The 19,535-nt window shown below is 64.7% G+C and carries 14 protein-coding genes, 1 tRNA gene and 2 pseudogenes; 14 read left to right on the top strand and 3 right to left on the bottom strand.

The window, feature by feature from the left end; translation table 11 throughout:
* The first annotated feature begins 28 nt into the window (after positions 1-28).
* The 8 genes and pseudogenes from MBELCI_RS08295 to MBELCI_RS08260 all read left to right on the top strand — a co-directional run bounded on the left by MBELCI_RS08295 (position 29) and on the right by MBELCI_RS08260 (position 9,390).
* A complete protein-coding gene (locus MBELCI_RS08295; RefSeq protein WP_021693745.1) occupies positions 29-829 on the top strand; it encodes a glutathione S-transferase family protein in 801 nt (266 codons plus the stop codon).
* 192 nt (positions 830-1,021) lie between these two features.
* Complete coding sequence (locus MBELCI_RS08290; RefSeq protein WP_021693744.1) at positions 1,022-2,605, top strand: 2-isopropylmalate synthase; 1,584 nt, start codon at positions 1,022-1,024, stop codon at positions 2,603-2,605.
* Positions 2,606-2,793: 188 nt separating this feature from the next.
* The gene (locus MBELCI_RS08285) at positions 2,794-3,831 is read left to right on the top strand and encodes a rod shape-determining protein (protein WP_021693743.1); all 1,038 of its coding nucleotides are present in this window, start codon (positions 2,794-2,796) and stop codon (positions 3,829-3,831) included.
* Between the two features lie 74 nt (positions 3,832-3,905).
* On the top strand, positions 3,906-4,859 hold the full coding sequence (mreC, locus tag MBELCI_RS08280; protein WP_021693742.1) for a rod shape-determining protein MreC: 954 nt from the start codon (positions 3,906-3,908) through the stop codon (positions 4,857-4,859).
* Positions 4,852-5,385, top strand: coding sequence for a hypothetical protein (locus MBELCI_RS08275; protein ID WP_045319878.1), 534 nt, complete (start codon positions 4,852-4,854; stop codon positions 5,383-5,385). The genes mreC and MBELCI_RS08275 overlap by 8 nt, the downstream gene beginning before the upstream one ends.
* A pseudogene (gene mrdA / locus MBELCI_RS08270) lies at positions 5,382-7,321 on the top strand (penicillin-binding protein 2). The gene MBELCI_RS08275 and the pseudogene mrdA overlap by 4 nt, the downstream one beginning before the upstream one ends.
* Before the next feature lies 1 nt (position 7,322).
* Positions 7,323-8,462 (top strand): rod shape-determining protein RodA, encoded by a 1,140-nt coding sequence (gene rodA, locus MBELCI_RS08265; protein WP_021693738.1) that lies wholly within the window; start codon positions 7,323-7,325, stop codon positions 8,460-8,462.
* A complete protein-coding gene (locus MBELCI_RS08260; protein WP_235047596.1) occupies positions 8,443-9,390 on the top strand; it encodes a 2-hydroxyacid dehydrogenase in 948 nt (315 codons plus the stop codon). The genes rodA and MBELCI_RS08260 overlap by 20 nt, the downstream gene beginning before the upstream one ends.
* Before the next feature lie 553 nt (positions 9,391-9,943).
* On the opposite strand, the pseudogene MBELCI_RS21555 reads toward MBELCI_RS08260, so the two are convergent.
* Positions 9,944-10,192 (bottom strand): annotated as a pseudogene (locus tag MBELCI_RS21555) (SseB family protein); the annotation flags it as partial.
* Positions 10,193-10,228: 36 nt separating this feature from the next.
* Positions 10,229-10,816, bottom strand: coding sequence for a uracil-DNA glycosylase family protein (locus MBELCI_RS08255; protein ID WP_045319877.1), 588 nt, complete (start codon positions 10,814-10,816; stop codon positions 10,229-10,231).
* A 341-nt stretch (positions 10,817-11,157) separates the two neighbouring features.
* Between MBELCI_RS08255 and MBELCI_RS08250 the strand changes: the two genes are divergently transcribed.
* From MBELCI_RS08250 to MBELCI_RS08225, 6 genes are all read left to right on the top strand, one after another.
* A complete protein-coding gene (locus MBELCI_RS08250; RefSeq protein WP_021693735.1) occupies positions 11,158-11,811 on the top strand; it encodes an ABC transporter ATP-binding protein in 654 nt (217 codons plus the stop codon).
* Positions 11,795-13,546, top strand: coding sequence for a KpsE/RkpR family capsule polysaccharide export protein (locus MBELCI_RS08245; protein WP_235047595.1), 1,752 nt, complete (start codon positions 11,795-11,797; stop codon positions 13,544-13,546). The genes MBELCI_RS08250 and MBELCI_RS08245 overlap by 17 nt, the downstream gene beginning before the upstream one ends.
* A gap of 77 nt (positions 13,547-13,623) precedes the next feature.
* Entirely contained in the window at positions 13,624-14,457 is an 834-nt protein-coding gene (kdsA, locus tag MBELCI_RS08240) for a 3-deoxy-8-phosphooctulonate synthase (RefSeq protein WP_021693733.1), read from the top strand.
* A 141-nt stretch (positions 14,458-14,598) separates the two neighbouring features.
* A tRNA-Gln gene (locus MBELCI_RS08235) sits at positions 14,599-14,673 on the top strand.
* 131 nt (positions 14,674-14,804) lie between these two features.
* The gene (locus tag MBELCI_RS08230) at positions 14,805-16,754 is read left to right on the top strand and encodes a site-specific integrase (protein WP_021693732.1); all 1,950 of its coding nucleotides are present in this window, start codon (positions 14,805-14,807) and stop codon (positions 16,752-16,754) included.
* A gap of 370 nt (positions 16,755-17,124) precedes the next feature.
* Positions 17,125-18,192, top strand: coding sequence for a DUF262 domain-containing protein (locus MBELCI_RS08225; RefSeq protein WP_045319875.1), 1,068 nt, complete (start codon positions 17,125-17,127; stop codon positions 18,190-18,192).
* A gap of 777 nt (positions 18,193-18,969) precedes the next feature.
* On the opposite strand, the gene MBELCI_RS08220 is transcribed toward MBELCI_RS08225, so the two are convergent.
* Positions 18,970-19,449 (bottom strand): VOC family protein, encoded by a 480-nt coding sequence (locus MBELCI_RS08220; protein ID WP_021693731.1) that lies wholly within the window; start codon positions 19,447-19,449, stop codon positions 18,970-18,972.
* Positions 19,450-19,535 lie beyond the last annotated feature (86 nt).

Below are 19,535 nucleotides of genomic sequence, written 5' to 3'. Positions count from 1 at the left end.
TGATCGTTCCGCGCGAAGGAGGAACGCCATGGCCCGTGCGATCATCTATCACATCCCCGTCTGCCCGTTTTCGCAGCGGGTCGAGATCCTGCTCGCGCTCAAAGGGCTGACGGGCGCGGTCGAGTTCCGGGTGATCGACATCACCGAGCCACGCCCAGATTGGCTTCTGGAGAAGACCGGCGGCACCACGGCGCTGCCGCTGCTTGAGACCGAAACCGGTGGCATTCTCAAGGAGAGCCTCGTGATCCTGCGCTATGTCGAGGAGCGCTGGGCCGAGCCGCGCATCGCCAGCGCCGACCCGTTCGAACGCGGGATCGAGCGGCTCTTCATTACCCGCGAGGGGCCGTTCGGCATGGCGGGTTATCTCTACGTGATAAACACCGACTCCGCGAAGACCGACGAGAAGCGCGAGGCGCTGCTCGGGCATTACCGCTGGCTGAACGGGATGCTGGAGAGGCACAACCCGGATGGCATGTGGCTCTTTGACCGGTTCGGCTTGCCAGAGATTGTCTATACGCCACTGCTGATGCGGTTCTGGTTTCTGGAGCATTACGAGGGCTTCACGCTTCCCGACACGCCCGAATTCGCCCGCGTGGCCCGCTGGCGTGCGGCCTGCTTGGGTCACGAGGCGGCGCAGCAGGTCACGCCCGACCAGATCGTGAAGCTCTACTACGATTACGCCGTCGGCGCGGGCAATGGGGCGCTGCCCGAGGGGCGGCAGAGGTCGAGCTTCGCCTTCGAGCCGCATTGGCGCGACCGACCGATGCCGCCCGCCGACAAGTACGAGCGCATCGCCTCGGACGCCGAGTTGGGGCTTCTGACCGCTTAGGGGTTTTCATTGGCAAATCGGGCGATATAGTCCCGCCCATGAGCTGTAACGTCACTCTCTCGTCCCCCGCGGCCCTGCCCGCGCTCCGGACCCTTCTTCTCCTTACTCGCCTCTGAGCGTGCCATTCGGCGCGACCGCTCAGAGGGGACAATCGCGCCGGAGCAAGCACCCGGACCCGAGAGGATTTGAGAGATGACCACCACACCCGACACCCGCCCCGAGAACCGCGTCCTGATCTTCGACACGACGCTGCGCGACGGTGAGCAATCGCCCGGCGCCACCATGACCCATGCCGAGAAGCTCGAGATCGCCGATCTGCTCGACGAGATGAGCGTCGACATCATCGAGGCCGGTTTCCCGATCGCCTCCGAGGGCGACTTCAAGGCGGTGAGCGAGATCGCGAAGCAGTCGCGCAACGCCACGATCTGCGGGCTGGCGCGTGCCAACTACAAGGATATCGACCGCTGCTGGGAGGCGGTGAAACATGCCCGCTCGCCGCGCATCCATACCTTCATCGGCACCTCGCCGCTGCACCGCGCCATCCCGAACCTGACGCAGGACGAGATGGCCCAGCGCATCCACGACACGGTGACCCACGCGCGCAACCTGTGCGACAACGTGCAATGGTCGCCAATGGACGCGACCCGGACCGAGTGGGACTACCTCGCCCGGGTGGTCGAGATCGCGATCAAGGCCGGGGCCACGACGATCAACATCCCCGACACGGTGGGCTATACCGCGCCCGTCGAGAGCGCCGACCTGATCCGCCGGCTGATCGCCGAGGTGCCGGGCGCGGACGAGATCATCTTCGCGACCCACTGCCACAACGATCTGGGCATGGCGACGGCCAATTCACTGGCCGCCGTCGAGGGCGGCGCGCGGCAGATCGAATGCACGATCAACGGTCTGGGTGAGCGCGCGGGCAACACCGCGCTCGAGGAGGTCGTGATGGCGCTCAAGGTGCGCCACGACATCATGCCGTGGGACACCGGCGTCGACACCCGCAAGATCATGAACATCTCGCGCCGGGTCGCCACCGTCTCGGGCTTTCCGGTGCAGTTCAACAAGGCGATCGTCGGCAAGAACGCCTTCGCGCATGAAAGTGGCATCCATCAGGACGGGATGCTCAAGAACGCCGAGACCTTCGAGATCATGCGCCCCGAGGATGTCGGTCTCGCTGGCACTTCGCTGCCGCTGGGCAAGCATTCGGGCCGCGCGGCGCTGCGCTCCAAGCTCAAGGCGCTGGGCTTCGAGATGGCCGACAACCAGCTCAACGACACCTTCGTGCGGTTCAAGGATCTCGCCGACCGCAAGAAGGAGGTCTATGACGACGACCTGATCGCGCTGGTGCGCCAGAACGAGGCGGTCTCCGACCGGGTCCGGCTCAAGTCGCTCAAGGTGATCTGCGGCACCGAAGGGCCGCAGCACGCGGCGATGACGCTGACGATCGACGACGAGGAAAAATCGGTCGACGCCACCGGTGACGGTCCCGTGGACGCCACCTTCAACGCGATCAAGGCGCTGTTTCCGCACGAGGCGCGGCTGCAGCTCTATCAGGTGGCGGCCGTCACAGAAGGCACCGACGCGCAGGCCACGGTGTCGGTGCGCCTCAAGGAGGACGGGCGCATCGCGACCGGCCAGTCGGCCGATACCGACACCGTCGTGGCGAGCGCCAAGGCCTATATCAACGCCGTGAACCGGCTTCTGGTGCGGCGCGAACAGACCGCCCCCGGCGCCGACATGAAGGGCGTGGGTTACATGGACGCGAGCGAGTGACAACCAAGGGGACGCGGCGTGGCCCGCGTCCCTCCGGGTGCCGGATTGCGGCGGTGCGGCGAAAATGCGCTGACACGGGGGCGCCTCGGCCCTTTCCGCGACGCACCGCTATGCCTATAAGGCGCGAAGCCCGCAGGCGTTTCGGAGTCGCGGGGCATCACAGCACTGGGAACGGGATAGATCACGCCATGTTCGGATTGGGCAGCTTGTTTTCGTCTGACATGGCGATCGACCTGGGGACGGCGAACACGCTGGTCTACGTCAAGGGACGTGGCATCGTGCTCTCGGAGCCCTCGGTGGTGGCGTATCATGTCAAGGACGGGGTGAAGAAGGTTCTCGCCGTGGGCGAGGACGCCAAGCTGATGCTTGGCCGGACCCCCGGCTCGATCCAGGCGATCCGGCCGATGCGCGAAGGCGTCATCGCCGATTTCGACGTCGCCGAGGAGATGATCAAGTATTTCATCCGCAAGGTGCACAAGCGCACGACCTTCTCCAAGCCGAAGATCATCGTCTGTGTGCCGCACGGCGCGACCCCGGTGGAGAAGCGCGCGATCCGCCAGTCGGTGCTTTCGGCCGGCGCGCGGCGCGCGGGGCTGATCGCGGAACCCATCGCGGCGGCGATCGGATCGGGCATGCCGATCACCGATCCGACCGGCAACATGGTCGTCGACATCGGCGGCGGCACCACCGAGGTGGCGGTGCTGTCGCTTGGCGACATCGTCTATGCCCGCTCGGTGCGCGTGGGTGGCGACCGGATGGACGAGGCGATCGTCAGCTACCTGCGCCGCCAGCACAATCTTCTGGTGGGCGAGGCCACGGCCGAGCGGATCAAGACCCAGATCGGCACCGCCCGCATGCCCGATGACGGGCGCGGCCAGTCGATGCAGATCCGCGGCCGCGATCTTCTGAACGGCGTGCCCAAGGAGACCGAAATCTCCCAGGCGCAGATCGCCGAGGCACTGGCCGAGCCGGTGCAGCAGATCTGCGAGGCGGTGATGACCGCGCTCGAGGCGACGCCCCCCGATCTCGCCGCCGACATCGTCGATCGCGGCGTGATGCTGACCGGTGGCGGCGCGCTTCTGGGCCAGCTCGACCTCGCGCTACGCGAGCAGACCGGCCTCGCCATCTCGGTCGCCGACGAGTCACTCAACTGTGTGGCCTTGGGCACCGGCAAGGCGCTGGAATACGAAAAACAGCTGCGTCATGTGATAGACTACGACAGCTGATCGCGGCGCCCCCGAGGGGCGTCCTGCCCCATCCGCGGGGGCGACATGCCAAATCACGAGGGGGTGCGCGCTCCTTGGCGAGACCACGACACAGCGGCGAGGATTTTGCCCGCCCGATCCGCAGGTTGCTGGTCGGGCTGCTGATGCTTGCGCTGATCGCGCTGTTCGCGGTGTGGCGCATCGACAGCCCCCGCGTCGAGCGGATGCGCGCCGAGGTGATCGACCGGGTGCTGCCCTCCTTCGACTGGGCGCTGGCCCCGGTCACCGGCCTTTTCACCATGGCCTCCAATTTCCAGAGCTACGCGCATCTGCACGAGCAGAACCAGCAGCTCCGGCGCGAGCTTCAGCAGATGCGCGCGTGGCGCGAGGCGGCGCTGCAGCTCGAGCAGGAGAACGCCAAGCTTCTCGATCTCAACAATGTGCGGCTCGACCCGCGGCTGACCTACATCACCGGCGTGGTGATGGCCGATAGCGGCTCGCCGTTCCGGCAATCGGTGCTGCTCAATGTCGGCGCGCGCGACGGCGTGCTCGACGGCTGGCCCGCGATGGACGGGATCGGCCTCGTGGGCCGGATCTCGGGCGTGGGCCGCGCCACCAGCCGGGTCTTGCTGCTCACCGACACCTCGTCGCGCATCCCGGTGACGATCCAGCCCTCGGGACAGCGCGCGATCCTCGCGGGCGACAACACGGTCTATCCGCCGATCGATTTCCTCGAAAACCCCGACCTTGTGCGCCCCGGCGACCGGGTCGTGTCGTCGGGCGATGGCGGCATGTTCCCCGCCGACCTGCTGGTGGGTCAGGTGACGATGGGGGCCGACGGGCGTCTGCGCATCCGGCTTGCCGCCGATTACGAAAGGCTCGAATTCCTGCGGGTGCTGCGCAGCCATCAGGCCGAGACGCTCGACGAGACCGGCCGCCTGATCGTGCCCGAGCCACGGGAGGTCTTCGGTCCGCCCGCCCCTGCCCCCGAAAGCCTCGGGCAGGTGCAGGACGGCCCCGAGGCCGGCGCGGAGACCCCCGATGGCTAACCCGCGCCCCACGAGGCTCTGGCTGGGCCGACTGGGCGTCGCGGCCCTGGCGCTCGTGCTCATCATCGCCCGGCTACTGCCGCTCGACACGCTGCCGCCGCGTTGGGCGGGGCCGGACCTGCTGCTGGCGGTGCTGCTGTTATGGACGCTGCGGCGGCCGCGCCTGCTGCCGGTCTGGCTGGTCGCGGGGATCGTGCTTCTGGCTGATTTCCTGTTCCAGCGTCCGCCGGGGCTGGTCGCGGCTCTGACCGTGTTCGCCACCGAGATGCTGCGCCGCAGGCACCTGCGGCTGCGCGCCGGCGGCTTTCCCACCGAATGGCTCGCGGCGAGTCTCGCGGTGGCGGGCATCCTCGCGGCCGCGCAGGCGGTGATGCTGATCGCCGTGATCCCGACCCCGCCCGCCGCGCTGGTGGCGAGCCAGGCTCTCGCGACCGCGCTGGCCTATCCGATCGTCGCTTTCGCCGCGCGCTGGCTTCTGGGCGTCGCGCGCAACCCGACCGACAGCCGCCGGAGGATCTCGGCATGAAACGCCCGCCCAAGGAAACCGCCGAAAGCGCCCGCCGCATCGGACGGCGCAGCCTCGTCATCGGCGCCTCGCAGCTGGCCATGGTCGGCGTGCTGGGCTGGCGGATGCGCTCCATGCAGGTCGAAGAAGGCGAGATCTACCGCACGCTTGCCGAAGAGAACCGCATCAACATGCGGCTGATCCCCCCCTCGCGCGGCTGATTTTCGACCGCAACGGCGTGCCGCTCGCGGTGAACGAACAGAACTACCGCATCGTCATCACGCGCGAGGATGCGGGCGACGTGGACGACACGCTTGACCGGCTGGCGCGGCTGATCTCGCTGCCCGAGGGCGCGGTCGAAAGCGCCAAGACCGAGATGAAGCGCCGCCCCGGCTTCGTCCCCGTCACCGTGGCCGAGCGTGTGCCGTGGGACGACGTGGCCAAGGTCACGGTCAATACCCCCGCCCTGCCGGGCATCACCGCCGAGGTCGGCCTGTCGCGGCATTATCCGCGCGGCTCGGACACGGCGCATGTGGTGGGCTATGTCGGCCCGGTCTCGGATTACGACCTCTCGAAGATGGAGGACCCCGATCCGCTGATGCAGATCCCGCGCTTCCAGATCGGCAAAACCGGGGTCGAGGCCAAGTTCGAGGAGGAGCTGCGTGGCTCGGCCGGCACCAAGCGGATTGAGGTCAACGCCACCGGCCGGGTGATGCGCGAGCTCGACCGCGAGGAAGGCAAGTCGGGCGCCGACATGCAGCTCACCCTCGACAGCAAGCTGCAAAGCTACACCGAGGCCCGTCTCGAAGGCGAAAGCGCCTCCGTCGTGGTGATCGATCTCGAGACCGGCGATCTGCGCGCCGTGGCCTCGGCGCCGACCTTCGATCCGAACCTCTTCGTGCGCGGCATCTCGGGGCCGGACTGGCGCGGGCTCAACGAGAACAAATATCGCCCGCTCTCGGCCAAGACCGTGCAGGGCGCCTATCCGCCCGGCTCCACCTTCAAGATGGTGGTGGCGATGGCGGCGCTGGAATCGGGGCTCGTCGGGCCCGAAGACACCGAATACTGCCCCGGCTTTACCGAGGTCGGCGGCTCGCGCTTCCACTGCTGGAAGCGCGGCGGCCATGGCAACGTCAACATGCACCGCTCCCTGCAGGAGAGCTGCGACGTCTATTACTACGAGATCAGCCAGAAGATCGGCATCGACCGCATCGCCGAGATGGCGCGCCGCCTCGGGGTCGGCGTGCCGCTCGACGTGCCGATGTCGGCGGTAAGCGAGGGCGTGGCCCCCGACACCAAGTGGAAGCGCGACCGCTATGGCGAGGCCTGGCGCATCGGCGACACGGTCAACGCCTCGATCGGCCAGGGCTACGTGCTGGCGACGCCGCTGCAACTCGCGGTGATGTCGGCGCGGCTCGCCACCGGACGCGACGTGAGGCCGCGCCTCGTGCATTCGATCGGCGGCGTGGTCCAGCCCTCCGGTGCGGGCGAGCCCATGGGCCTCAACGAGAACTACCTGCGCCGGGTACGCGCGGCGATGAACGACGTGTCGAACGCCGCGCGCGGCACCGGTTACGGCGCGCGGATCGTGGCCGAGGGCATGCAGATGGCGGGCAAGTCCGGCACCAGTCAGGTGCGCCGCATCACCGCCGACGAGCGCGCGCGCGGCGTCACCTCGAACGCCGACCTCCCATGGGAACGGCGCGACCATGCGCTCTGGGTCAACTTCGCCCCCTATGAGAACCCGCGCTTCGCGGTGTCGGTGGTGGTCGAACATGGCGGCGGCGGCTCCTCGGTCGCGGCCCCGATCGCACGCGACGTGACGCTGCAGGCGCTCTATGACGGGGCGCCGCCGCTCGAGGCGTATCCGTCGAACCTGCGCGACACGATCGCCGAGCAGCAAAAGCGGATCGAGAACCATGTCGCGCGCGGCATGACCTCCTCCGACAGGGCCTGAGATGAGCTACCTCGAAGCGAACGCGAAGTTCGTCCCCAGCGGCTTTCGCAAGCTGCTCTACCTCAACTGGCCGGTGGTGCTTTTGCTCGCCGCCGTCTCGGGCTTCGGCTTTCTGATGCTCTACTCGGTGGCGGGCGGTTCGGCCACGCCGTGGATGGAGCCGCAGATGAAGCGCTTCGGCGTCGGCATGGTGGCGATGATCGTCGTCGCCATGGTGCCGATCTGGTTCTGGCGCAACATGGCGCTTCTGGCCTATGGCGTCTCGCTGGCGCTGCTGGTCGCGGTCGACATGTTCGGCGAAGTCGGCATGGGCGCGCAACGCTGGATCGACCTCGGGCCGATCCGCCTGCAGCCTTCGGAGCTGATGAAGGTCAGCCTCGTGATGCTTTTGGCGGCCTATTACGACTGGCTGCCGCTGAGACGCGTGTCGCATATCTTCTGGGTGCTGCTGCCGGTGGTGTTCATCTCGATCCCGACGCTGCTGACGCTGTCGCAGCCCGATCTCGGCACGGCGCTGCTCTTGCTGATCGGGGGTGCCACGGTGATGTTCGCCGCCGGGGTGCATTGGGCCTATTTCGCGACCGTGATCGCCGCCGGGGTGGGTGCGATCTATGCGGTCTTCGTGTCACGTGGAACAACTTGGCAGTTACTCAAGGATTACCAGTACCGCCGCATCGACACCTTTCTCGATCCGTCGAACGACCCGCTTGGCGCGGGCTACCACATCACACAGGCCAAGATCGCTTTGGGATCAGGCGGCTGGACCGGGCGCGGCTTCATGCAAGGCACGCAATCGCGGCTCAACTTCCTTCCCGAGAAGCACACCGACTTCATCTTCACGACGCTGGCCGAAGAGTTCGGCTTCGTCGGGGCCTCGACGCTGCTGGCTCTCTATGCGCTGATCATCTTTTTCTGCGTGGTTTCGGCAGTGAACAACCGCGACCGCTTCGCCTCTCTGGTCACGCTCGGCATCACCATGACCTTCTTCCTGTTCTTTGCGGTGAACATGTCGATGGTGATGGGCCTCGCCCCCGTGGTCGGCGTGCCGCTGCCATTGGTGAGCTATGGCGGCTCGGCGATGCTGGTGCTGCTGCTGGCCTTCGGGCTGGTGCAGAGCGCGCATGTTCACAAGCCGAGGTGAGATGAAGATCCTGTTCTCCGCGCCCGAGAAGGATTGGGCCGATTACCGCGAGGTGCTGCCCGCCGCCCTGTCCGAGGCGGGGATCGCGGCGGATCTGGTGCGCGAGGCCGCCCCGGGGACCGTCGATTACATCATCTATGCGCCGAACGACACACTGCGCGACTTCGGCCCCTATACCCGCACGCGCGCCGTGCTCAGCCTCTGGGCCGGGGTGGAACGTATCGTCGGCAACGCGACGCTGACCCAGCCGCTGACGCGGATGGTCGATGCCGGGCTGGAGCGTGGCATGGTCGAATACGTGACCGGTCACGTGCTGCGCCATCACCTCGGGCTGGACGCGCATGTGACGAACCCGGCGCGGCGCTGGCACCCCGCGCCGCCGCCGCTCGCCGCCGACCGGCCCGTCACCCTGCTCGGCCTCGGCGCGCTGGGACGGGCCTGTGCAGAGGCGCTGGCGGGTCTGGGGTTCCCGGTGACCGGGTGGAGCCGAACGGCCAAGGCGATCAACGGCATCCGCTGCCTCTCGGGAGAGGAGGGGCTGGCCAAGGCGCTGCGCGGGGCACAGATCGTCGTGGCACTGCTGCCGCTGACGCCACGGACCGAGAACCTGCTCGACGCCGACCGTCTCGCCCTGCCCGCCCGGGGGGCGGCGCTCATCAATCCGGGTCGCGGGGCGCTGATCGATGATGACGCGCTACTCTCGGCGCTCGATGCGGGCCGGATCGGTCATGCCACGCTCGACGTGTTCCGGACCGAGCCGCTGCCCCGCGATCACCCCTATTGGGCCCATGCGCGCGTCACCGTGACGCCGCATGTCGCCTCGGCCACGCGGCCCGCCACGGCGGCGCGGGTGATCGCCGAGAACATTCAGCGGTCGGAGGCGGGCGAGCCACTTTTGCATCTCGTGGACCGGGCGCGCGGGTATTGAGACCGGGCCCGCGTGGCGCGCCGGTCGTTTCGTGTATTTCGGGAGTGAAGTGGCCGTCAGTGCAGACGCGGCGGTTTGCCGGGGTCCATGCCGGGGGCCTTGGGGCCGGGCGCACATGCGGCTGCGGCAGTTTGAGGCGCAGGCCGATGCGGGCGATGCGGCGCGCGGTCTCGCTGTCCGAGGCGAGGAAGGTCACGTCGAGCGCGCCCTCTTCCAACCCCGAAAAGGTCAGCGCCTCGCCCACCGCGACAGCCAGACCGCGCTCGGCCACCGGGGCGGGGTCGAGAAAGGCCAGAAGCGGCGCCTCGCGCCCATCGGCGTATTCGACCCGAACCAGCCATGCCTCGCGGGCAAGACCGCGCGCGGAGGCCAGCTTTTCGTCGAGGGCGGCAAGCAGCTTCTCGGGGAAGTCCTTGGGCGGGTTTACCGCGACGGGGCGGTCGGCGGCCTCCTGCGGCGCATGGGTCAGCGTTTCGGCCAGCCAGGTCAGCGCCTCGGGCGGCAGCAGCCGCGCCGAAGGCGCGATGCGCGGGTTGAGCGCGAGGCCCAGGCCCTGCGCGCCGAGGATTTGCGCCAGCGCCCGGCCCGGCACGGCGGCGTGGAAAGCGGCGGCACCGGCATATTCCGACAGCCGCTCTTCGCGGTCGAAGGCCACGGCGTAGCTCTGGCCCGCCTCTTCGATGGTCTCGGGGGTGACGTTCTCGTCATCGGCCTCATCGGCGAGCAGCAGGTACAACTCGGCATCCGCGAGGCGCCCGTAATAGCGCAGCCGCGCCGCGTCGTCATCGGGGGCAGCGTCCATGGCCGCCGAGGCCACGTCGAGACCGGTTTCCATGGGCTAGTCCTCCATCACCTCGCGCACGCGGGCCTTCAGGGCGGGAAGCACCTCCTCGCCGAACCACGGGTTGCGTTTGAGCCATGCGGTATTGCGCCACGAGGGGTGAGGCAAGGGAAACACGTCGGGCGCATGGTCCCGCCAAGCACGCACCCGTTCGGTAACGCCGGGACCGCGCCCCAGATGCCAGTTCATCGCCGCCCCGCCAATCAGCACCGTGAGACGGATGTCGCTCAGCTGCGACAGCACACGGTCGCGCCAGACCCGCGCGCAGACGGGGGGCGGCGGCAGGTCGGAGCCTTTGGCGTCGTAGCCGGGAAAGCAGAAGGCCATCGGTACGATGGCAACCCGAGACCGGTCGTAGAACGTTTTTTCGTCGAGGCCGAGCCAATCGCGCAGCCTAGTGCCGGAGCGATCCCAAAACGGCGTGCCCGCCTCGTGCACGCGCAGGCCCGGCGCCTGACTCGCGATCAGCAAGCGGGCTCCGGGGCGGAACCAGACCACCGGACGCGGGCTATGCCGCGTCGCGGTGGCGGCGAAACGGTCGGCGCAGAGGCGGCAGGCGGACAGGTCGGCGCGAAGCTCTTCCATCACCGGCGACCCCTGCTGCTCCGGGTTCGACGCGGCAACCGGGATCAACCCCGGCGACGACCGCCCAGAAGCTTGCGGCCCAGCTTGTAGAGAGCGAAGTACTTGACGAACTTGCGCATGATGTTGTCCTTCCCGAGGTTGTCTTTCCTCACCAACGCGCAAACCGGGCCGAAGGTCCTTGGACGAAAGCGCCGTCAGGTCAGGATTGGGAAACATTCCACCGCCGTGCTAGGGATTCTGGCGTCCTTTTGCCACAAACCCCGACTAGAACGGATAGCGGGCCGACCCGATCCGGCGTCAGGGGGTTGGAGCGCAACGAGGAAAACCAAGGCGGAGCGCGGATGCTTGAGTTCGATCAGGTCAGCAAGTCCTTCTGGACCGGCACGCGGCGCAAGGTCATCCTCGACCGCGCCTCGTTCCGGGTCGAGCTGGGCCGTTCGCTGGGCATCCTCGCACCCAACGGCACCGGCAAGACGACACTGATCAACATGATGGCCGGGCTGGAAAAGCCCGACGAGGGCCGGATCGCCCGCGGCTGTCGGATCTCGTTCCCGCTGGGCTTCATGGGCGGCGTCGTGCCGCGCCACACCGCGCGCGAGAACGCGCGCTACATCGCGCGGCTCTACGGGCTCGATCCCGACTACGTGGAGGCCTTCTGCCGCTGGCTCTGCAGCATCGAGGAATATTTCGACCGGGCGGTCGGCACCTATAGTCAGGGCATGCGGGCGCGCTTCACCTTCTCGTTGATGCTGGCGCTTGATTTCGACATCTACCTGATCGACGAAGGCATGCCGCAGACCACGGATGCGGAATTCAACCGAAAGGCGGGCGAGATCCTGCGCGAGCGGCTCGAGACCACGACGGTGATCATCGTCTCGCACCAGCCGCAGACGCTGGAGCGGTTCGCCCGGCAGGCGGCGGTGCTGCGGCATGGCAAGCTGCATATGTTCGACAGCCTTGAGGAGGCGCGGGAGCTTTATGACTATCACTCCTAAAGTGACCCGCTACCGGCTGCGCCCCAAGGCCCCGCTTGCACCACGCCTGCCCGATCCGGCGCAGGCCGAGGCCATTCCCGAGGCCGCCCCGCGCGAACCGCGATCCGCCGACGCCGCCATGTCGATGCGCGTGACGCAGCAGCGCCTACCGCGTCCCGACGCAACCGAGCCCGACAGCCTCGCCGAAGGAGAGGCCGTCGCCCGCGACGCCTCGAACGCCCCGCCCGAGGCCCGGCCCTATCCCGCACCGCCGCCAACCGCGCAAGGCGCGCAGGACGCCCCCGCCGGCACGCAGGAGATCGACCGCATCCGCCGCGAGGGGCTGACCGGGCGGCAGCTGCGCATGGCGCGCCGCGTGGCGCAGAAGCATGGGCTTGAGGTGGCGTCGGATTTCGACGCGGTGCGCCAGCTGCGCGCGCTCGACATCGATCCATTCCAGCGCTCGAACATCATCGAACTCGTGGTGCCCGCGCAGGAGGAAGAAGAGCGGCAACTCGTCGCGCCCGAGCCGCGCGTGCAGCTGCCCTCGACCGTGTTCGATGGCGACCGGAAACTGCCCTCGACCGAGAAGATCGACCCGGCCGAGCGGCGCGGCTCCGAGATCCGCACCATCCAGCGCGACCTCGCCCGCCGCCGCCGTCGCCGGATGGCGCTGCTCGGGCTGCGCCTGATGCTGTTCGTGGTGCTGCCCACGGTGCTGGCGGGCTACTATTTCTTCGCCGTGGCGACGCCGATGTACGCCACCCGGTCGGAATTCGTGATCCAGCAGGCCGAACCGCAGAGCGGCGCGGGATTGGGCGGGCTGTTTCAAGGCACCTCGATGGCGACCCAGCAGGACAGCATCACGGTGCAATCCTACCTCACTTCGCGCGCCGCCATGGTCCGGCTCGACGAGGAGGAGGGATTCAAGGCGGTGTTCTCGGACCCGGCGATCGACCCGCTGCAGCGGCTGGCCGAACCCGCGACCAACGAGGCGGCCTACGCGATCTATCAAGACCATGTGAAGATCTCCTATGATCCGACCGAGGGAATCGTGAAGATGGAGGTCATCGCCCCCGACCCCGCGACCTCGCAGCGGTTTTCCGAGGCGCTTCTGAGCTATGCCGAGGACCAGGTCGACCAACTCACCGCGCGGTTGCGCAACGACCAGATGCAAGGTGCGCGCGACAGCTACGAGGCGGCCGAAACGCGCCGGGCCGAGGCGCTCGCCAATTGGCTGCGCATCCAGCAGGAGGTGCAGCAGATCGACCCGGTGGGCGAGACGGCGGCGCGCACCAGCCAGATCTCGGCGCTCGAAAGCCAGCGCCAGCAGCTCCAGCTCGAACTGCAGACCCGGCTCGCGGTGCGCCGCCCCAACGAGGCGCAGGTGAACTCGATCCGAAGCCAGATCACCGGCATCGAAGCGCTGATTTCGGATCTGCGACGCGAGATGACCGAGGCCTCGGAGGCGGGCTCGTCGCTCGCCGCGCGCAACACCGAACTGCGCCTCGCCGAAGAGGATTACGGCTTTCAGACGCTTCTGGTGCAGCAGGCGCTGCAGCAGATGGAGGCGGCGCAGATCGAGGCCAACCGGCAGGTGCGCTATCTCTCGCTCGGTGTGGAACCGGTGGCCCCCGACGAGGCCACCTATCCCAAGGCGCTTGAGAACACGGCGCTGGCCTTCCTAATCTTCGCGGGCATCTACCTGATGCTGTCGATCACCGTCTCGATCCTGCGCGAGCAGGTTTCAAGCTGAGGCGCGGGCGGCGCGTGACGCCGCCCGCCGCGCAGGCTAGACCGGGGCCTGTCAGCACCCCGAAAGGCCCCTGCCCCATGATCGACGTCTCCATCGGCTCACTCACGGTCGGCAACGACCGCCCTCTCACCCTGATCGCCGGGCCCTGCCAGCTCGAATCCTCGGACCACGCGCAGATGATCGCGGGCCGGATGGCCGAGGCCTGCGCGGCCCATGGCGCGCAATTCGTGTTCAAGGGCAGCTACGACAAGGCCAACCGCACCTCGCTCTCGGGCAAGCGCGGCCTCGGGATGGAAGCCGGGCTTCGCGTGCTCGAGGACGTGAAGCGCGCCATCGGCTGCCCGGTCCTCACCGACATCCACGGGGCGGACCACTGTGCGCCCGTGGCCGAGGTAGCCGACATCCTGCAGATCCCGGCCTTCCTGTGTCGCCAGACCGACCTGCTTCTGGCCGCGGGCGAGACGGGGGCCGTGATCAACGTCAAGAAGGGCCAGTTCCTCGCCCCGTGGGACATGGCCAACGTCGCCGAAAAGGTGGCCTCGACCGGCAACCACCGCATCCTGCTCACCGAGCGCGGCGTCTCCTTCGGCTACAACACGCTGGTGGCAGACATGCGCTCATTGCCGACGATGATGAAGACGGGCTACCCGGTGGTGATGGACGCGACCCACTCGGTGCAGCAGCCCGGCGGCCTGGGCGGTGCGTCGGGTGGCCAGCGCGAATTCGCCCCCGTGATGGCACGCGCCGCCGTCAGCCTGGGCATCGCGGCGGTGTTTATCGAGACGCACGAGACCCCCGACACCGCCCCCTCGGACGGCCCCAACATGGTGCCCCTGTCGCAGATGCCAAAGCTTGTCGAGACGCTGATAGGCTTCGATCGCCTCGCCAAGGCCGACCCGATCCGCGTCTGATCTTCTCCCGCGGCGGGCCGGCCTCGCGCCCGGCCCGCCTGCCCCGAAAATTTGGCCCAATTGCCCTTGCGGAAGATGAAAAAACCTTGAATTCAGATCTTGAACCCCCCGAGTGACAAGGTTAGACAGCGCCACACCTGCTGGGGTGTAGCCAAGTGGTAAGGCATCGGTTTTTGGTACCGTGTATCGTAGGTTCGAATCCTACCACCCCAGCCAGGTTTTCTCCAAGTCATTGATATTGTTGATGCCCCGAAACGTGACTGGGGCATGTCACACAGAGCTGTCACACCACGGTGCAGCACTGGATGACGGGGATCTCGGACGGCCTGCTCTCGATGGAGGGCGGCATGACCGCAATGAACCATGTCTTCCGAAGAGGCGCCGTCTATACGTGGCGCCGTCGACTGCCTCGCATGCTAGTCAGGCGTGGAGCGCCTGCCGTAATGCAGTTGAGCTTACAAACCTGTGGATTACCGGCCGCCAGGCGTCTCGCCGCTATTGTGACAGCGCAGAGCGAAGCTGTATTTTGGGCCATGGAACACGAAAATCTTTCCCCTGAAGAGGCCCGGCGTCTGCTGGAGCATAGCCTGCGCGACGCGCAGGCTCAGATTGCAAAGCATGAGCTTCTCGCTCTCGCAGATGGCGCGCCGAACGCGGTCGAGGCGGAACGGCGGGCCGATCTCGTATCAGGCCATGCGCATAGGCTGATGGCGACCCGCGGCCAGTCGGCGCGCCTCAGCGAACAGGACCGGCAGTCGCTTGCGGAAGAGGGACTGAGCGCGGAGGAATGCAACTCCGTCGTCGCCCATATGGACGTTTTGCGGGACGCGTACTTTTCTCAGTCATGGGTGGGCCTAATCGGTCGGAAGACCTCCAAGGCCATTGGCCGACGGAACCTGTCAGCCCTCGACCTGATCACCGCCCGCCAGGTCATTTTAAAGGGGCGCGCTGCGGCTTACCTCGAAAGCGCAGCCGCGAACGCTTCCGACGACATCAGCCCCGAGATCATCCTCGCTGCTGAAATCAGGAGGGAGACCATGACTGCGACCTATGCCCCTCCTAGTGCGGATCCTGCGATGGATCGCGGTACCAACCCGTTACCAGTCCAGCCCGCAGCAGGTAACGAGGCGTGCACGTCTGAACACTCGGACATTGCATTGACGATCACGGAAACCAAGGAAGACGTGCCTTCCGATGACCTCGAATACGATAGTCGGATCGACGCAGTCTGTGCTCGTTTGGTCGACGACAAAAGTCGTGACGGCGTCGACGAGAAGTTTCAAACGCAGATCATGACCGCGGCCAGGATCCTGCAGCAGGTCACAGGGATCAGCGATGTCCAAAACCTGAACCATAGGCATTGCGCGCGCTTCAGGGATTCCCACCACAAGCTTCCCAAAAGCTGGGGAAAAAGTCCGAAGGATCGTGACCTCACGGTGCCACAGATCATTGAGGCTGCAGCGCACTTGCCTACCGAGAAAAGAGGTTTGAGCGCGGCAACCATCAACCGAAATCTTGGCTTGCTGAAACAGTTGCTCGATAGAGCGGAAAGCGACGGCATTCCTGTCAGCTCAACCATCAAGCTCGACAAGCTGCGCGTGCGGTCCCACCGTCGAGCCCGGGACGACCGGAAGCCGTTTAGTATTAGTGAAGTCCGCAAGGTCTTCGAGCATCCCGTCTGGACGGGCTGCCACGGACTCACCCGCCGCCTGCGCCCTGGCGAGAAAATCATCAAGGACGGCCTGTTCTGGGTTCCCCTTATTGCCGCATATACCGGCGCCCGTCGTGCGGAGATCGCGGGCCTCGCGATCGAGGATCTCCGTCAGGACGAGAATGGCCTCTGGTTCTTCGATATCCGCTTTTCGAACCTCCGGCGTCTCAAGAACGAGGCCTCGATCCGCAAGGTACCGGTTCACAGTCACCTCATTGAGCTTGGCTTGATCGAGCACCTGAACGCCCAGAAAAAGTCAAAAATTGCAGAGCTATTCCCCGATATGCAGCCGAAGCATGCCAAAGGCACCTATGGTGATCGGCTCGACCGGAACTGGAGAATGATCGTGACGCAACAGCTAGGGAACGATGACAACGACAATTCGCCCGAACAGGTTTTCCACTCTCTTCGCCACTATGTGGTCAACCAGCTCAAGCGGGATCCTGAGCTCAAGGCAGGGTACGAAAAAGACATCGTCGGGCATGCGGGACGAGACGAGACCGAGGAGCGCTATGGGGATACGTTGCCTATCAGCATCCTCAAACCCGCCATCGAACGCCTTCCACGAGTGTTCGCACCCGATTGACAGCACTTAGATCCACATATCTGCCTACATTCGATCGAACACGCCTAGTTCGGCAGCAAGAAGTTGCACCTACGACCTGGATCGGCCGTTCGTGCTATGTGCAGCAAGGGACCGGAACAGCCCGAAGCGGACCTCCATGCTGCGTGCAGCGTGCAGTGCTCGGGTTAAATATCTCTGCGATTCTGCTGGCAGCGGTCCGACGGCCGCTCCGGCTCAGTAGCACATATTGTACTTTGGATAGTCTGAGGCTGGCGATCTGGTAAAAGCATGATAGACAAATGCAACACATGAGCGGGTACGGCCTTTCTTTACCTCGGTCGCGTTCGCTCAAAGCATTGTCTACAACCAAATGATAGAAAAAGGGTGACACGTGAAAGCCTTTGACGTTCGTGCATACTCCATCTCAGACTTCAACGAGTGGTATCTGGATGGCAAGTTGGACCTTTCTCCCGATTTCCAACGTCGGTCAGTTTGGTCATCATCTGCCAAGGCATTCTTGGCCGACACGATCATTAGAGGGAAGCCCTTTCCGAAGATCATTCTGATGCAAGAATATAAGGATGGTAAGCTTCTCCGGGTTGTGGTTGACGGGCAGCAAAGGCTCCGCGCTATCTTCGACTTCATCAACGATGGGATAAAGATTTCTAGAGCTCACAATAGAGATTTTGCAGGACTAACCTTTTCTCAACTCCCGGAAGAAATGCGGGACGACTTCATGCAGTATGAAGTCGGCTGCGACGTGCTCAACTCCGCTCCTCTGGAAGAGCTTCTCGACATTTTTGCGAGAATCAACAGGTACACCGTAAAACTGAACGGTCAAGAGATGAGGAATGCTTCATATAGTGGATTCTTCAAATCTGCGGCTTACGAAATTGGGTATGAGAACCTAGATCACTGGCTTTCATCCGGCATCCTATCCAAAACATCCATCAACAGGATGGCGGAGGCAGAACTCGCGTCCGATTTGCTTGGCTGCTTCTTGGTACAAATGCAGTCGTCAAAGGCCATTGAGACCACTTACAAGCGCTTTGAAGACGAAGAAGGCGAAATTCCTGAAGCGCGTGCGCGCCTTCGGAATGCCATCCATGCAGTCGCAAATGTGTATGCAGATGACGAGCTGGAGGCATCAGCTTGGTCGAGTAAGCATATGTATTTCTCTCTTGTGACTTCCTTCGGACACCTTCAACACGACATCCAAGGCCTGCCAGCGACGCCGCTTGGTGAGAATATTCTGGACGAAACTCAAAAGTTAAAGTCCGTTCTGAATGGAATTAGCGCAGACTACGCTTCCTACTCACCGCAAGCCAACCGCGCCATGGCGCCCGAGCATCTGAAGTCATTCATTCGGGCATCAACCTTAGCAACAACGGATGCACAGGCAAGAGTTGCGCGCTCCGCTTATATACTCTCGGTTCTAGAGGCGCACTTTGACAATTGAAGATGAAATTAGAGATTTCGATACGCATTGTGATCTACTTCTGACTTTTATTGACGGCTTGGCGGCTGTAAACAGCGCTGAACAAACCGAACAGCATAGATTTCTTGCAGAAGCTGTGACTTTTCGCCTCTATCGGGTTTACGAAAGATTGGTTCGGTCTGCATTTCTGCACTACTGTGTAGCAAGCGAGACATTGCAAGGAGCCCAAGTAATTTCCAAGCTAACTTGCCCAGACTGGGAAACTGCAGAAGCCATTCTTAAATCCGGGAACAAATTTCTAGACTGGGGAAACGTCGTATCTGTTCGAAAAATTGCTGACTTGGTCTTTCATGAGGGGTTTCCAATCGGAAACATGCTCGCCCCTTTGCACTCGGACTTGAGGGACTTGCAGAGATTGCGAAATTTCGTTGCGCACGACAGCCAAGAAGCTGAGGATGGCTTCAAGAGCGCAAGAACACAGTTTCTACGCATTGGCGATGCAGTGCCGGAAACGGTCGGGGAGCTAGCACTATACCGAAGAAGTGCGCGATCTGATGTTACCTTGAAAATAATCCACAGGAAGGTATCTGGACTGAGTGGCGTGCTTTCTTCCCTTTAGTGGGACCGCAAATAACAGCACCTGACTGCGCCATGCCGTCGACCAGAGCGGCGTAGTGACCGGCCGCTTCCTGCGCATTGCTGACGTCGGTCCCTAGTGCGGCGAAAGTCCGTTTTCCGTTGTCGCATCCTTCGGTTTCGCACATGCAGTTTGGTCTGTGGGTTGCCTTCGGGGATGGGTCAACCTCGTCGTGCGGCCTCGATCCGGGCGATATCAATCTTGCCCATTTCCATCATCGCCTCGAAGGCGCGCTTTGCTTCCTTGCCACCTGCGGCCAAGGTCTCGGTTAGCACGCGCGGCGTGATCTGCCAGGAGATGCCCCAGCGGTCGCGGCACCAACCGCAAGCGTTCTCCTCCCCGCAATTGCCGACGATCGCATTCCAGTATCTGTCGGTCTCCTCCTGATCGTCGGTAGCGATCTGAAACGAGAATGCCTCACCGTGCCGGAAGGCCGAGCCTCCGTTCAATCCGAGGCAAGGGATACCGCAGACCGTGAACTCCACTGTGAGCACATCGCCCGCCTGGCCCGATGGGAAGTCGCTCGGCGCATGCTGGATGGCGCCGACGTGGCTGTCGGGAAAGTTGGCGGCGTAAAAGCGCGCCGCGGCCTCGGCTTCCTTGTCATACCAGATGCAGATCGTGTTCTTCGCCATGACCATGGTTTGCCCTCTCAGGATGCGGTGTGATCGACAGGAACTGGCTCAGAAGACGGTCTGCTTCGCCCGGGGAGCTATGGCTGAAAATG

This window comes from Limimaricola cinnabarinus LL-001, from assembly GCF_000466965.1.
Lineage (GTDB): Bacteria > Pseudomonadota > Alphaproteobacteria > Rhodobacterales > Rhodobacteraceae > Limimaricola > Limimaricola cinnabarinus.
Note: the sequence above shows the minus strand (reverse complement) of the source record. Positions and strands in the feature narration are given on the sequence as shown.